14 protein-coding genes are annotated in these 16471 nt (G+C 37.7%); all 14 read right to left on the bottom strand.

The annotated features are described in order from the left end of the window. Window positions 1-143 precede the first annotated feature (143 nt). The 14 genes from H8S01_RS07910 to H8S01_RS07845 all read right to left on the bottom strand — a co-directional run bounded on the left by H8S01_RS07910 (window position 144) and on the right by H8S01_RS07845 (window position 16321). Window positions 144-1385, bottom strand: coding sequence for a tyrosine-type recombinase/integrase (locus H8S01_RS07910; protein WP_186836842.1), 1242 nt, complete (start codon window positions 1383-1385; stop codon window positions 144-146). Window positions 1386-1463: 78 nt separating this feature from the next. Beyond that, complete coding sequence (locus H8S01_RS07905) at window positions 1464-1646, bottom strand: excisionase (protein WP_186836841.1); 183 nt, start codon at window positions 1644-1646, stop codon at window positions 1464-1466. A gap of 107 nt (window positions 1647-1753) precedes the next feature. Next, a complete protein-coding gene (locus H8S01_RS07900) occupies window positions 1754-1969 on the bottom strand; it encodes a phage holin (RefSeq protein WP_243204290.1) in 216 nt (71 codons plus the stop codon). Further along, window positions 1956-2291 (bottom strand): hypothetical protein, encoded by a 336-nt coding sequence (locus H8S01_RS07895; RefSeq protein ID WP_186836840.1) that lies wholly within the window; start codon window positions 2289-2291, stop codon window positions 1956-1958. Before H8S01_RS07895 ends, H8S01_RS07900 begins: the two co-directional genes overlap by 14 nt. Window positions 2292-2328: 37 nt before the next feature. Continuing rightward, window positions 2329-3201, bottom strand: a complete 873-nt coding sequence (locus H8S01_RS07890; protein ID WP_186836839.1) for a hypothetical protein — start codon at window positions 3199-3201, stop codon at window positions 2329-2331. Window positions 3202-3217: 16 nt separating this feature from the next. Then, entirely contained in the window at window positions 3218-6004 is a 2787-nt protein-coding gene (locus H8S01_RS07885) for a pyocin knob domain-containing protein (RefSeq protein WP_186836838.1), read from the bottom strand. Window positions 6005-6053: 49 nt separating this feature from the next. Continuing rightward, window positions 6054-7802: a phage tail spike protein gene (locus tag H8S01_RS07880; protein ID WP_186836837.1), complete on the bottom strand. Its 1749-nt coding sequence runs from the start codon at window positions 7800-7802 to the stop codon at window positions 6054-6056. Further along, entirely contained in the window at window positions 7787-8500 is a 714-nt protein-coding gene (locus tag H8S01_RS07875; protein ID WP_186836836.1) for a hypothetical protein, read from the bottom strand. Before H8S01_RS07875 ends, H8S01_RS07880 begins: the two co-directional genes overlap by 16 nt. Beyond that, a complete protein-coding gene (locus H8S01_RS07870; RefSeq protein WP_186836835.1) occupies window positions 8491-13257 on the bottom strand; it encodes a tape measure protein in 4767 nt (1588 codons plus the stop codon). The genes H8S01_RS07875 and H8S01_RS07870 overlap by 10 nt, the downstream gene beginning before the upstream one ends. Then, on the bottom strand, window positions 13254-13631 hold the full coding sequence (locus H8S01_RS07865) for an HK97 gp10 family phage protein (RefSeq protein WP_186836834.1): 378 nt from the start codon (window positions 13629-13631) through the stop codon (window positions 13254-13256). Before H8S01_RS07865 ends, H8S01_RS07870 begins: the two co-directional genes overlap by 4 nt. A 24-nt stretch (window positions 13632-13655) precedes the next feature. Next, the gene (locus H8S01_RS07860; protein ID WP_186836833.1) at window positions 13656-14555 is read right to left on the bottom strand and encodes a glucosaminidase domain-containing protein; all 900 of its coding nucleotides are present in this window, start codon (window positions 14553-14555) and stop codon (window positions 13656-13658) included. A gap of 12 nt (window positions 14556-14567) precedes the next feature. Beyond that, on the bottom strand, window positions 14568-15113 hold the full coding sequence (locus tag H8S01_RS07855) for a hypothetical protein (RefSeq protein WP_186836832.1): 546 nt from the start codon (window positions 15111-15113) through the stop codon (window positions 14568-14570). 21 nt (window positions 15114-15134) lie between these two features. Beyond that, window positions 15135-15566, bottom strand: a complete 432-nt coding sequence (locus H8S01_RS07850; RefSeq protein WP_186836831.1) for a hypothetical protein — start codon at window positions 15564-15566, stop codon at window positions 15135-15137. Between the two features lie 71 nt (window positions 15567-15637). Continuing rightward, window positions 15638-16321 (bottom strand): hypothetical protein, encoded by a 684-nt coding sequence (locus H8S01_RS07845; protein WP_186836830.1) that lies wholly within the window; start codon window positions 16319-16321, stop codon window positions 15638-15640. Window positions 16322-16471 lie beyond the last annotated feature (150 nt).

Genomic DNA, 16471 nt, shown 5'->3' with positions numbered 1-16471 from the left:
CATCTCCATTCATTACTTCATTCTTTGAGTAATTAAGCCACTTACAGCTTTTGGAGTCATTCCATTTCATTACTCTTTATTATATTTAATTACATCTCATACCAGCATATATTTAGTAAATAATTAGTACGTGATTTTTTATACTAATTAGTATTTATTGATGCTGCAAGCAAGTTAATCTCTACAAGTTGCTGCTCACTTGGTTTCGCACTTACATAGTTATTCATAGTTGTAACTATGTTTCCATGTCCTAATATATACTGTAATGTTTTTGGTGGTAATCCCTGCATATTCGTAGCGAATGTATGGCGACATATATGCGGCTCAAATTTCCGTATAGGATTATCAGAATTTGCATTGTTGAATCTCTTGATACAGTTTTGCAAGTATTCTTCGACATGTGATCTAACGATTGTCTTTCTGCTTCTTGTTGCCAGAAATACAAATCCTTCATATGCTTTGCCTTTTTCATCATAGCACACTGGTTCAATATCCCCCATAATATAACGATTTTTCAATATTCTCTGAAAGCATTCATATACACCATCAGTCATAGGAACATACCTTGTTCCATTTATGGTTTTCGTCGGTAAGACAACATGCGTATGATTGATACATTGCAGTTGTTTTTCTACTCGAATTAAATGATTTTCCATATCTATATTATCAAGTGTTAGACCGCATAACTCTGATACCCTTAAACCAGTCCAAAACAGCACATATATCATGTCATAACAATGAGCACTATGAGCATCCTTTGAACAAAATTCAAGGAATCGCTGCATATCCCGAATTGATATTGCTTCCATTTTCTTACTATCACTCTTATCAGTAGTAATACGTCTGAAAGGATTTTTTACTATGTAATCATAATCGATTGCATATTCAAATGATCTTTTTATAAGACTAATTTGAGTCTGAATACTTGAGCCTCTATGCTTTTTCTTCATATCTGAAAGCCATTCTTCACAATGCTCTGGTTTGATTTTACCTATTTCCATGTGACCAAGTTTGTACTGTGCTAATGTTTTTATGGTTGTGTTATATCCAACCTTAGTATTATGAGTTAGTTCTTTCCTATTATATAAGTGTTTAAGATATCTATCTATTACTTCTAATAATGTGAGTTTAGCTCCGTCCATGTCGATATTATTTTCTAACTGTACTTTTAATTCTGCCTCCTTTTCACGTAAACTTTTCCCCGAACGCTTACCTTTTGGTAATTGATCCGTAGGTTCGAGTCTATATGAGCTTACCACTCTTTCCTTTCCAAGAGCATCTTTATAATGATACTCATACCTTTTCGTTTTTGAGTTATAGTATTCGTCAGCCCTCAACGTTTTTCTTTTCGGTTTGTTTTTTTCAGATTTAGTTTTATTTGCCATATTCTCAGCCCTCCATTAAAAAGTGCCTCGAATGAATACTAAATAATAATATCACATCCAGGGCACCTTGTCGATATTTTATATCTGCTCTACTTTGCTTATAAATTCTTCAAATGATTGTCTTTTTATCTTTATAACACGACCAACCATTAAATGATATTTATAATCATAATCTTCACGGATTATATCCCTTAATCGGTGCTGACCTATACCAAATAAATCTGATGTCTCCTTTATAGATAATAAAAGTTTATCTTTCATACAATCACCTCCAGTCTTGAGGTAATCATAATCTTTTTACCAGTAACCTACGTACGGAAAAATTAAGAGGGAATGCTATTCACACGCCCTCTTAACAAATACTGACACTACTCCGTTTTATTAGCCTTATTATACTGTGCTGTGCTAATTCCAAGAATAACTCCAAGGAATGTATCAATAGCTGTAATCGTACCAACAACCTGCTCACCATATGGGAGTCCCCAAATGCCTGCAAGAGCAAAATATAAAGTACCAGCCGCTGGAAGCAAATACATTGCAATCCATTTCAGTGTGTCGTAAGTCTTGTCATTAAGTTTCATCATGTTCGTCCTCCTTATTTTGAATAAATTTATGTATTGGAAGTTTATCGACCTCCTGCATAGTTCTTTTAGCAGAACCGTTACCTCCCAATTTTTCATATGGTTCAAAAAGATATACTTTCAAATTTTCGTATTCATCCTGAGTAATATATCCTCTCTCAATGTACGACATACCAAGATACATAATCCTATCATGTGCTAATCCAATAAGCATCTCTGTCTTTACATCTTTGTTTTCTGTTCGTTTTGATAAATACGCCCATAATCCAGAAGACGCAAGTACCGAACTAAAAATTGTAATTATTATTTGAAACCAAGATTCCATAATTCCTCCTTTTACAGATTTCCATTAATCATTTTTGTTAATATTTATATCCGACTACCCTATAAATCTTATGATAATTACCGCTTTCAACAACTCCACCCTGATTTTTCTGATATGAAGAACTGAAGTTCAACTTTGTACCGCTTACGGCATAATACGTAAACTTGTCGTACCACGTACCACTTACGTATGCGTGCGAATTCATTTTGAATTTTTCCGCCGCTGCTCTTATTCTTATGCTGTTATCATCGCCGTCGTTATCGACAAAAAATATCTCTATGGTTTTAAAATTGCTGACATTCTGACTTAAAGTTATGTTTGCGTTGTATGCGGTGTTTGTCGAATTATATAATTCAACCGCTTTAGGAGCATACTTGTCTGATAACAATGTTTTATTTTCATAAATTTTATTTGCATATACTTCATAAAACTGTTTTGAACTGTCCCCAATTCTGCCATAATTATCCGCATATGCCCTAAGTCCGTAATCATCATTGTTGCCAAATGTAAGTACGCCATTTATAACCTCCTGTGTCGTTACCATTGAAAAATATTCTCTTACAAGAGCATCATCTACAGGTCTTATTATTATCTCATCATCATCTGATGTAAATGCAGCAAAAAAGTTAATCATTGTATAATCCGTCACCGGATTGTTATATCCTATTTCAATTTCATGACCATTGACATCATCAGCATTATTAACATAGTTCGCATATCCCGCATTGTTTGCATACTTTACACTCTTATCTTTATCGGCTGTGTTGTTTATATTACCCAGCCCGATATCTGCCGGAGTAATATTTATATTGCCTGTCCTGTAGACGGATTCCGCAGCACCTTTTACTCCGGCAACGCCTGAAGATGTCGGTGTCGAATAATCAACGCCGTTATAATAAATCTTTCCCATGTCGTTCTCCCTTTCATTAATTTACTAGATAAATAGTTCCATTTTTCTTCTGTGCATCAGTTAATTTACTATAATCAGTAGCTGACATGACTTTGATTACTGCATTTGCTCCACTTGTTATGCCATCCAACTTCTTTTTATCTGACGGAGACATAAGACCGTTTGCTGACTGAGTAGCAGCACTATATACTGTATCTGTAAATTTTAACTGCGTCCATTTTCCCCACGATGATGTCGAAGTCGTATAGTTACGTTTATATGCAGTGTTTAAATTATCGGGAAGCCATATTTGATATGGTGTTCCTACGTTGAATTCTGCAAATAAAGTTCCATGCGTACCGGTAGGATTATTTGATGTGCTTGCAGATATATGATGTATTCCTGTTGACTTTATGTTATTAAGGTCGGTTGCCACATTTTGTGATTCAGTTACCTTACTGTCAACTAATCCTTTTAGCACTTTACCCTGTGCGGCTGATAAAGAATCTGATGTTGAATCCGATGTTAAATTATTCTGAATTCCACGCCAAGTATTAGTATTACTGTCAGAAAGCTCCACCGTCGTGTTGCCACTTTGGTTCGTTGTAAATGCCCCCTTAACCGTTCCGGCTTGCTTAATAATCACTGTTCCATTTCCAACAGATGGAATAGTCGGTTTATTACTCAAATCGTTATAATCTCCGCTTGCGGCAACCTTCGATAATTTTGATTTTATGTAAGTCAGCAATGTCGAAAATTTAACCCTGCCAAATTCATTTTTGCCACCGGTATCCTGTCGTATAAAATTCGTATCGTCTGTCGGTGCTGCCGTCCAGCTTGCTGTGAGATTTGAAAGAAGTGAATTCGCACCTGTTGCTGTATTGTCAAGCTTTCCGCTTATATCCTGATGTTCTGTCAGATATGTTCCAGCCGCCTGTGCACCTATATTCGCCCTGGCGTTACTTTTTTCCGCATCAGATAATCCCTGACTTGCAACAGTTGACACCGCCTTGAAATTTCCGACCTTATCAAGACCTACATCTGCCTTTGTCGTTCCGTGTGGATTGGTGCCAGCCGGGTGTCTGTAAACCTGTGTTTCATTTCCGTTTATCTTTAGATTTCCGTTTGTCGCAGATGCTTCTGTATTTGTTGCATCTGTACGTGCATGAGCCGACTGTGAATGTTCATATGCTGCCTTTCCTCTGTCTCCCCTGTAAGCTGTCGTTGACGTTTCCCCCAGTGCAAGAGTATCAGATATTACAACGAAAGTGCTTCCCGACCACCTGTAAGTCTTTTCCGTGCTTAAATCAACGTATATCTTACCCGATTCGCCGCTTATTTCCGTTGTATGCCCCAATTCCTTATATAGCTTTCCATTGTAAAGATAGCCCTCAATTACATCATCAACGAATGACGGAAGCTGTGAAGCCGGGACTTTGCCTGTGGAATCAAGTTCAGCCAAACCATTTGCGGACCCTTTCAATATTGCACTTAACTTTTCTTTTAACTTTGTATCTGTCTCTGATTCAGTGTAATATCTGTCGTCATGCGTGTGTGTTAATGCGGCGTAACTGCCTGCCGCCTGTGCACCTATATTCGCCCTGGCGTTACTTTTTTCCGCATCAGATAATCCCTGACTTGCAACAGTTGACACCGCCTTGAAATTTCCGACCTTATCAAGTCCAACTTCTCCAGCTGTATATGACGGCTTTGTTTTTGCTTTTGCCCAGTCTGACACATCAGACGCTGGCAGTGAAGACGGCTTATTTTTTAGGTCGTTATAATTTCCGCTTGTCGCCACGACTGCAAGTCCGTTTATTTCATCTGCTTCTATAAGGTTGTCTGCATCTTTTACATAATAGATTGTTCCGTTTTTCTTCTGTGCGTCTGTAAGTGCATCATATTCTGCCTTTGTAAGTTCAAGGCTTAAAACTCCCGACAAAACCTTCCACTTATTATCTTTTGTCCAATAGACACATGTTCCCTGTGGATACGGATGCCCTGCTCCCTCTTCAAATCTGCTGTCGGATATGAATTTATCTTTTACAGCATACAGATGTCCGGCGACAAGCCCGGATGTTGGAAGTTCGCTAAAAGCTACAACTCCCTGCGGCAATAGTGACCCTTTCCATGATGCAGCATATGATTCTGCCTCGTCTGCACTGTCTGCTGCCGCTGTAGCACTCTGTGAAGCAGAAGCTGCTGACAATGATGCCTTATCAGCATATTTTTTTGCATCCAACATACTGGAATTTGCTGAACTTGCTGAACTTGCTGAACTTGCTGCGAATGATGATGATTCATCGGCTTTTTTAGATGCTGTATTAGCATACCCAGCGGCTTCATTTGCTGAATTAGATGCTCTCGCTGCTGCATCTACAGCTTGTTCAGCATATTGTTTGCCTGTGATATATTCAGTTGTTGATTTTATACTCTGTTCCTGTACAGGATTAAAATCAATCTGTACGGCAATAGCTCCACTGGATACAATCTTGTTATTTAGCTCAATCTCCACAATAGGATTTATTTCTCCTGCCAGTGCAGTCATTTGCTTTGTAACTTCAAAGTAAACTGTATGCATAGCAGAATCCCATCCCAATGCAGGATTATATACAAAGTTACCATCAACCTTGCCACATCTAATATTAACAGTTGCGTTTGCAGGTATTGTATATTCAAGTCCGTCATTATACAGTTTTACCGCAATAATTGGTAAGCCTTGGTCATACTGTACAAGATGAACCGGACGTACAATCTGACGAGCTGTCATATCGGCATATGTATAATGTACAACTCTATTTGAGTCTGGTGTATATACACCCATAGTTTGTCACCTCGTATTTTCTTTCTAATAAATTTTTATATGTTACTTTCTAATAATCTTGTAATGAACAATTAACGAGAATACCATTTTTAAATTCCAAGTAGCATTCATTTGTCCATTTTGATACTTTACCATCTGAATTCACTTCGCCAATTTGCACAAAATTCATCCTACGTGTAATGCCATCACTTTTTGATATAATTTTCTCAACATCAGTCGCTGTTGCATATTTACAGTCGTTCGTAAGCTCTGACACTTTTGTTGGGATAGATGGAGTATCAGAAATATTATCATAAGGAATCTGAACATCTTCTGATAAAGTCATACCGTCCACGTCAAGTCGAATAAGAACATTTCCGTCTACACCCTTTATAAGTGCCGTACCATTTGAATTGTTCTTTCCACCAAGAATTAAAGTGCCGCCATTTATACGATTCGCACTCATAGTTCCAGTTTTAACAAAATCTGCTACAATCTGACCATCCTGTGTCATAGCTAAAGCGAATGGACCATTATATCCTGTTGAAGAATATCCGAGTCCATCTTTATTCCAACGCCATACCTTCTTCGCAGTAGCAATATCATCTGTATCCATAATAAGAATTTCATCTGGATACTGTCCTCCGTTACTGCTATGCATAATTACATAACCACCAAGACCGCCGCTAATTAGCTGTGTAGCATTATCAAGTGCCTGTTGCATAAATGTTTTGGTAATAGTATCAGAAATTGCCTGCTTTTGATCAGAAATAGTTGATGCGAGATTTGTTCTTGATTCGCCAAGTTTAATCGATATATACTTATTACTTATGACATCATATATAGTTTTTATACATTTTGCTGTGGCACTAACATTTAACTCTGGAAACTCAACGCTTACAGTATCACAAAGATGTACATCTTCCAAAAGAGCATATTTAGCATACTCAGAAGATTGTGATAATTGTGTAAATGATACTGTTAATGATACAGCTGGTACTCCTATGTTATTTACTTTCATATAATAATTAGCTCTTGTTCTAAGCTGTTCCTGAGTTGGTTTTTCCTGCCACTCCTGTGACAAATCCAGCGGATAAATCCTTGTAAAGTTATATGTACCAGATGCTTTTACAATCTTCTCATTCAATTGCATAAGACCTTCCTGCTCTGAATACCAGAATGGATAAACACCTGTATAGACAGAACTGCAATTCTCTTCCTGCTTTAAATCAGTAAGATTTTTTCCGTATCTGATGCTAACACCTCTATCAGCACCTCTTTTATTCCAAAGCTTTACGTTGAATTTATCAAATTCATATTCTCCTCCATACACATCAAGGATTGAACCATCAACGCCTCCAAGAAGTGAACGCATACTCGATGGTTTGAGAACTGTCATATTTGCAGTTGTAGTTTTATCCGTTGAAAACGAAAACGGACAATTGACCGCTGATGCAGATTTCATATTAATAAATGCATTTTGAACTGTGTCAGCTGCAAATGCCGATACAGGGTATCCAGACATATCGTAACTTATATGTTCTGCATTTACTGTTACAATTCCATTGATTGGCTTTGTAATTGCATAGATTCGGAATGGTTGCAAGTCAGAATAAGGATTCGGCTTTGCCATAATTATACGTCTAAGCTGTAACTCCTTATATCTGATACCTGTAACCGGATATTCCATTTCGAGTTCAAATTCACCATTTCTTTCTTCAGTAACTTCGCAAGTAATAGCATCACTTAATGTGCCTAATCCATTCGTTGTGAATGATGTTTCTGTAGACTCATGAAGAGTAATCATAGTGTCCACCATTTAGGTATCACCTCCACACTTGTTATTCCACCAGAAAAAGAAATTTCGTTTTCACCTTTTATAAGTTTCGGAAATCCGTTGCTCAAAGTTACAAGTGAATTACAATTTGTAATCCCTTTATAGGCATCCTGTAACTCACTATCAATTGTTAGATACGAACTAATATTAGAAATGGTAATAACATAATCACCGATTCTCAGATTTCCCTTTCCAGAACCGTTCACTTTTATAATAGGAAGCGACTTGAATCCTGTGGGATTTCTTAATTTGCTCGTTGCCCTAACAATTACTGGATTATCACCAGATTTAAGAAAACGCTGAGGTTTACAATCAAATGCGACTGTAATACGCCCAGCGTGCTGTAATATGTTTTCGATTGTTCCGCCACTCTTATAAGCAGCAAGTCGATAATATTCCGGCTCATATGAATCTTCCAACTTAGCATATCCAGATGCGGAATTAAGCCACTCCGAAATAAAATTTGCCATCATTATAAAATCCTTATTTTCAGCACCAATAGCTATGTCATAACTTCTTGATACATTCTTATATGACCCTTTATCGACGTAAATATCTCCGTTTCTTCCAGGAATATGTGTAACTTCATAGTCCTTTTCCGGAGTTTCATATCCAGGTGGGTGCTCCACTTGGATAGCGAATTCTTCTGACGAAATGCCATTGTAAATAATTACGCCCATGAAGCATCCCTCCTTTCAACTTGTCTCTGAATAATATTTGATACTTCCTCTGCAATTTCTTTAGGATTACTTCCTGTGATATTGAATGTATTTTCAAATGAATTTCCGCCGTTGAAGTTTCCAACAGCATCTGAAATCTTATCTAACACACTGGAATTATCAGTTGCTTTACTTCTTACTTCATTAATACGACTGCCGGTTCTATTGGCAATGTCTAATGAACCGGATAACGAATACCCATCAACACTCTTCATCATACTAAATAACTGATTAGCACCATTTTGAATATTTGACAGATCCATTACCGGTCTTATAGTAGGCTCTGCGTCTATATCCGAACTAACCAAATCTGCAATAGTTGAAAGTGTGTCAGACATTGCTCCAACAGCACCTTTTCCCATATCAACAGTAGCGTCAGATACTTTTCCGGCATAAGCTTTTACACCATTGACAAAGCCTTCGTCAGCATACCTACCGATTTCAGCAAATACCCTCGATGGTGAATGAATACCAAGGAAATTCTTTACTCCATTCACAGCACTCTTTGCAGCGTTAATTGCTGAGTCAGCTAAATCAGAAGCTTTATCTGCGATACCATTTATAAGTCCACCTATAATATGCTTTCCTACATCTTTAAAGTCATCTATTTTATCATAAATAACCTGTTTGGCATCCGATAGCAAGCTTTGAAAAGTCTCTTTTAAATGCGATAATTTATCTTTGATACCCTGAATCAATCCAGAATCCATTATTTTTGAACCTATTTCTTTAATATCAACAACTCCACCAGTAAGTACAAGAACCGCTGCACGAATCAATGCTTTAAACAAATTTCGTATATCATTTGCTAATCGCTCAGAGTTATTGTCGATAGCACTAATAATTCCTTCGATGAAACTCAAGAGCAAATTAACACCAGACTGAATCACATCTGGTAATTTTTGAGCTATTCCGTCGATGAAATTTAGCACAATATCTATAGCAGTCTGAATCACCATTCCGATATTATCTGCAATTCCCTGTAGACATGCAATCAGAATATCGAATACAGCCTGTACAATTTCTGGCGTATGCTCAGCCAAAGTTTGAAGAGTTGTAACCAGCAATGTTACGAGAACTTCGACCAATTGAGGTACCACATTTGATATCGCCGACAGACAAGCAGTAATAATAACGACAAGCGACTCTAAAATTTGTGATGATGCCCCTGCTAATGCAACACAGAACTCAGCAATTCCCTCTGCCAATTTCACCAATACTGCCGGAATCAAATCTGCCACGCCTGTAATAATGACTGCCAATGCCGCTACAAGTGCTGTCGCTCCTGCTGTTCCAGCCGCAGCTATCGCAGTAAGTCCAACAGCAAGTGCCTGTAATCCAAGTCCAGCCGCTAATAAGCCTGCTCCTGTCGCAGCAACGCCTACGCCTATAAGTGTGAATGCTCCTGCTAACGCCAGAATACTTGGAACTATCGGTGATAATACAGCTCCTGCCACACCTATAATTGTAAATGCACCTGCTAAGGAAATTAAGCCTTTAGCAATTGCTTTCCAACTCATAGCTCCTAATATACTAAGCACTGGAGCCAATACGGCTAATGAAGCACTTGCAATAAGTAACGCTGCTGAACCAGCCAATGTTCCGTTCATAAGATTTAACGCAATCGACAATTCCGCTAACGCTACTCCCATAGTAACAAGTCCTTTTCCAATCTCTTCCCATGTCAAATTTCCCATTGTACTTAGAACATTTGATAACATTGTAAGAGCACTAGCAACTACAATAAGACCAACACCGGTTGATACCATATTTTTAGGCATTAATTTGATTGCTAATGCAATCTCTACCAATGCTCCTGCCATAGCAGTCAATCCCTTACCAATTTCATCCCACTGCATAGAACCAAAATCCCCTACAGCCGATGCCATAATTTTCATAGCACTTGAAATAGCAATTAACGCAACTCCTGTTGATACAACATGCTTAGCATTACCTGTAAGATTTGTAAATGTTGCAATTTCTGCAAGTAATATACCAATACTTGTAAGCCCTTTTCCAATCTCACTCCACTGCATAGAGCCTAAATCTTTGCAGGCAGATGCTAATACTTTTATAGCGGCTGACAACACAAGAATTCCTGTTGCTGTTGATACTACTTTCCCACTAAATTTAGCTGTATTTAAGAATAAAGCTATCTCTGCCATCAGGACACCTACTCCAGTAAGTCCCTTACAAAGTTCTCCCCAGCTAAGTTTTGATATATCCTTGCAGGCAGATGCTAATATCTTAACAGCTGTCGCTAGAAATATAAGGTTAAAAGCACCTTTGGTAATTATCTTTTCATCTTTTGAAATAACTTTTGCAACTCCTGCCAAAACGCCAGAAATTACAGTAATACCAGTAAGTCCTTTCGCTATCTCATTCCAACTCAAAGATGCAATCTTTTTTAACGCTGATGCAAGAATTAACACTGAAACTGATAAACCCAACATAATTGTAGTTGTCTTTCCAGCTTTTTTAAGGTCTCCGCTTATCTTTGTAAAGATAGCCATAGATACCATAAGTTCAGCAAACAATCCAGTCATAGCTGTAATAGCTGATGCTAATTTTGCAGAATCAATAAGTGAGAGAACTACTATAGCCCCTGTGAGAATAGCAATTGCACTTGCAATCTTAATTAAAGTTCCTGCTTTCAATTGTGTCTGATATGCTTCAAAACAACCTCTAACACTATCAAGAATTCCCTTGATTTGGTCTGTTAGTTTCGTAACATCACTCACTGCATCTGTAATCCCTTTAAGAAATTTATTAATTCCAACCGCAATTCCAGCTAATGAAATTCCACTGAGAACATCGAACACACTTGAGAAATTGACATTATTGATATCTTCTACAAATCCACTTGCAAGAGTTTTCATTGCTTTTGTAATACCATTTCCAATAATCTTTACACCATCCCATAATGCCTGGAGGGCTTGTAAAAACTTAGAATTTTCGAGTGCCTTACCCATTGCACCAATTGCAATTTCAACTCCACTTCGCATTCCATCAGCAGCTTCTCCAACTTCTGACATTCTTGTATGTACTCTTTCCAAAACGGAATGAATAACTGCAAATCCGCCAGTATCATATTTCTGCTTTATAGCATTTACGAATCTTGCGACTGCGTCAACAGCTTTGTCGATTAAATCTGTTGCTACTGCCACACCTGTTTTTATAAATTTAACAACTGCTTGTATAGCTGCGTTAAATATATTCGTTTTCTTTATAGTATCATCAAGTTTTACCAGCCAATCTCCCAAACGTGCTGTAACTGATAAAATAGAACTTGCTAAATCGCCAGTTCCACCTAAAAGAGAACCAACACCTTTCGCTACAGCAACGAAAGCCTGTTTAACAATGTCAATTACTGCAAACAAACCTTTAAATGTCCTCTTCAAATTTTCTGAATTTGTATCACTTAGTTTCAGATATGCTGTCAAATTTCTTAACGCATCTGTAATATTGTATAGCTGTTGTGCTGTCATCGGAGGGAAGATTTCGCGAAATGCTTCTTTCACTGGTTCGATAATACTAAGCACTCCCTCAAAAGCGTTTCTTGCCGCTTCTATAAGTGCTGTTCTTCCACCTAAGTCTTTCCAACCCTGTAACATACTATTTCTGGCATCCGCTGATGAATTTATAATCGCACTGAATGTATCACTCATCTCTGTGAGTAGCTCTTTCGCTTCTTCAAAGTCACCAACGATAATTTCCCAACTCTGAGTCCAGCCAGACTGTGCGGCTTCCTTTAATGTGTCAAATAACTGAGTAAATGTCTTTACTTTAGTAGCGGCATCATTTGCTGTTTGACCCATTTTGATTATTGATGCTATCTGTTCGTCAGTATAACCCATTGTTCTGAGCTGTTCCTCATTTAAGTCACCAGTAAACTTCGATAATGTCTCAGTTAAGATATCTGATGTCAGCCAACCTTTCTGTAAAGTTTCTCTGAATGACCCTTCATCTTTAATCATGTCGTCAATTGCTATTCCATGCACTCTTGCTGTTTCTTTTAAGGCATCCTGGAATACTTGACCACCCATACCAGCATTTACAACTGAATTCCAGTCCTGCAATTTAACTGTTCCTGCTGCCAATGCCTGTGATAACTGATACATTGCCGTACTTGCCTGCTGTGAATTTGAACCAGATACGGCGGCAAGGTTTGCAATACCTTTGATTGCGGAAACAGAAGTGTCCAAATCAACGCCGGCTGCTGTGAAAGTACCAATATTACGTGTCATCTCCGTAAAATTGTAAATAGTCATATCCGCATAGTGGTTTAACTCATCCAATGCATTATTGACCTGGTCAAGGGTCGTCCCATTTGATGAGGTATTTGCTAAGATTGTCTGAACAGCATTAATCTGTGTTTCATATTCCTCAAAACCTGTTCTTACAGGATCAATAGTCAACGCCGACATAATGCTCTTTCCAGCATTTACTGCTGAATTTGTAATATTTGCTAAAGCTGTAATAGCCATTACCTCTAATGCTGAAAATTTTGCATTAACAGTTTCAACAGCATTTGCTAACCCAGAAAGATTTATCTTACCGGAGGCTTTTTCAACACTTTCAAGTCCTTTTGTTGCTCCCTCCATATTCAAACTCTTTTTAAGTTTGTTTATCGAAGATAAGCTTGTCTGAATATTATTTTCAAACTGCTTATTGTCAAATCGCATTTCTACGACTCTTTGGTCAACAGTTGTACTCATAAACTTGTAACCTCCTTCCACGCCGACTTGACAATTTCGTCAAAAATAGGCTGAATAGCAGGATTGATATAATCTCGACCCTGTACCCAGCCTCCGTTACGAGTTCCATGTCCATACTGCAAGATAATTGCAATTGGAACTCCATTTTGAATATTCGTGTTATAAAAACTAATAGATACCGAACCCTTCTCCTGTTTTATTTCGTAATTCCATGAATTTGCAGTTTTTCCAGTATCTCTCGGCGTAGCAGACGCAAGGGCTGCCACACCTTGGCGACCGTATTTATCAAGGTCCCCTATTCGTGCTACTTCTTCCACTCTTTCCAGATACCTAGTGAGTTTATGGAAATCGCCCTTTTGTCTGAAACTTATCATGATATATTCCTCAAAAATTATTATTTAGCAAGGAAGTTTTAATTCCATACCTGCATATAACATAGTATCTAATGTCATATTATTATACTCTGCCAGTTCCTGAGCCCTGCATTCATCGCCTAAATAATCTCTTGCAATCTGACAGAATGAACCACCTGGCTCTACTGTTGCATATCTTTCATCTGTATTTTCCTCAGATGTATCATTGTCTTCTTCTGATTCTTCTGCATTATCCGAATAATATTTTGCTTCTACAGCTGCCTGATAATCAGCCCAGCTATATCCTGCGGATGCAAGTTTCTGCTTGCGTTCTTCCCCATTTCCATATTCGCCGCGATATATTGCATCTACTACAGACTCATCTATATCATCACTTGGTGTATTAGATGATTCATTGAGAATGCTGCTTAAATAATCATTAAATATTCTTAATCCGAAATCATTTATTATGTCTAATGTAGTTTCATAATAATCAGGAGCTGTTGCGTAATTGTAACCTACCCAATTATCATTTTCATCTCTATCTGTTCCATTAACAGCATTAGTGAGACCGTATAATTCTCCCTCTGGTGTATTAGCAGATGTGGCGTCATCGTAATTATTCCACTGCATCAAATCCAAATATCCATATACAGCTCTTGTAACATCTGGATATTTTGCAAAACTATCTCTAATACTCACATAATTTCCATCAATATATTCAGTAGTATCGCATTCAATATCACTTCCTTTTATTCCAAACAATGAAGAAGCGTTTAAGTTCCACCCTGATTCTTTAGCTGCCTGTGCAATGATAACAGCTGGACTTATAGTCTTTTTTCCTTCCCTTATATATTTCACACATGCATTACATACAACAGGTGCGAGTGTATTAACAAAATCATTAACGTGTTCATACTTAGTGTTTATTATTGGCATATTCATACTTATTCTCTCCTATCCTTTTGAATGAAATCTCTTTCTATTTGCAGCATTTATTGCAGCGTGCTGACGATATAGTTCCTGCTGACTCATTTTCTTTTTAGGTTGATTCTTCTCATTGAATACCCTTATCAAAGTAAGCAATCTGTTTAAATGCCATTTCTGACATTCCATAGGAATATTGAAACTAATCATCCAGTAATAAATAAGTTCCGCTGTAATCTGCTCTCTATTTGTTGTTACTTTCTTTTTTGTTTCAGTGAACCAAGTAGCAGTCATTGGTAACGCAATATACCTGTTCACTTCTTCTATGTTTGCTATTGTTAAATAGTTGTAGCAATCGTCTGGTACATTCTGCGTAATGGTCATACATCGCACATAGTCAATAATTTCCGCAGTGGTTTTCTCTTTTTTATTTATAAAAGGCTTATTCCACTTAGCTTCCCATTTAGCAACTGAAACCAAAGAATGCTCTAACTGTAATTTTTGTTCCTTTGTATGGATGAACTGTTCATTCTTTTCATCCCATAATTCAACTGAAGGTATTACAATATTAAGCATCTGTACACCTCCCAAATGAATTTACTGTGCGGTTCCCGAAACAACTGTTAAATTCTTATTCTCTGCTGCCGACTGTGCTGCATCATCCTTAATCTGTGGAATGATTGCATTAATGAAATCAGAAGCAGTATTAACATCTCCAGATAAGAATAATCTCTGAAACAGCACGTCATATGCCGGTGATTCTGTGAACGCTTTACTGATTTCTTCCCCTTTTTCAAGTCTTCTTCCATCTGCCGACTTGATGCCGTATGCAGATAAAATAATTTTCTTAAATGAAGCCATAATTTCCGGAACATTCTTAGCATTTACAATTCCCATGAGATACTCTGCAAGACCACCAGGCATACTTACCTCTAACTCCGTAATCTCTGTTTTGCTAAGGTTGAAATAATGGTCTTCTGTTCTTTCTGTTCCATTGAAATCAACATAAGTAATAGTTTCTTTATGCATTTTGAATTTCTCCTTTCAAATAAAAAGCGACGCCAGCCGAACTGAATACGTCGCATAGACTGAATATTTAATTAACCTTCTGTTGTCATCATGGAAATGATTTCATCAGGCATTGGAAGTCTTGGCTCAGTTGATCCAGAACTATCTGTTCCATAAAGAATACCTTCCAGCTTCTGAAGCTTTGTGGCATCTACCTTTGTTGAATCGAATGTCATTGTTGCTGTTGCTTTAAGCTTCTTGCCCTTAACAGCCGCAGTAACTTTAACAGGTGTTGCACTATATTCCCAAGACATAGCCAATGGCTCTGGACTACCATTTACAGATGAATTTTGTTTCTCTGATGGAGAAGCAAGACAACCCCATACTAAGTGAAGCTTATAGCCATGGTCATTTGACTCTGTATCATTTCCGAGAATAGTCTTATATGCAAGACCGAACTTCTTACGGTTCTGCTGACCTGCATATACTCCCGGTGCAATCTCTACAGAACCATCACATTCTGCAAACTCATCCGGAGCCATGTATGCTTCAATAGTTCCTCCAGCTGTTTCAGCAGACATAAGATTGAGATACTCGATGTTATCTGCATAAATCTTATTTGACTCTGCTCCTCCAGGACTGTCTGTAATAGAACTTACACCATTCCAAGCAACACCCTTTGTGTAGCCATTTGTCTGAAATGGGTAAAGAGCGACTTCACTGATACCAGTTTCAAACAATCGCTCACCTTCATTATCCCATGTAAGTTTTGACATATTGATTTCCTCCTAATAATAAATTTCATATACTGTATGATTCAAATTATCCTTGGTATAGGCTGTATTGAACCTGCACATTGGTAACTCAAATACTTTGTCTACTATGTCGCTATCCGGATTACTATCTATAACTGTCACCGAATAACG

The sequence above is a fragment of the Lachnospira hominis (ex Liu et al. 2021) genome (genome assembly GCF_014287955.1).
Classification (GTDB): Bacteria; Bacillota; Clostridia; order Lachnospirales; family Lachnospiraceae; genus Lachnospira; species Lachnospira hominis.
The sequence above is the reverse complement of the archived record's forward strand: the minus strand, read 5'-3'. Positions and strand labels throughout refer to the sequence as shown.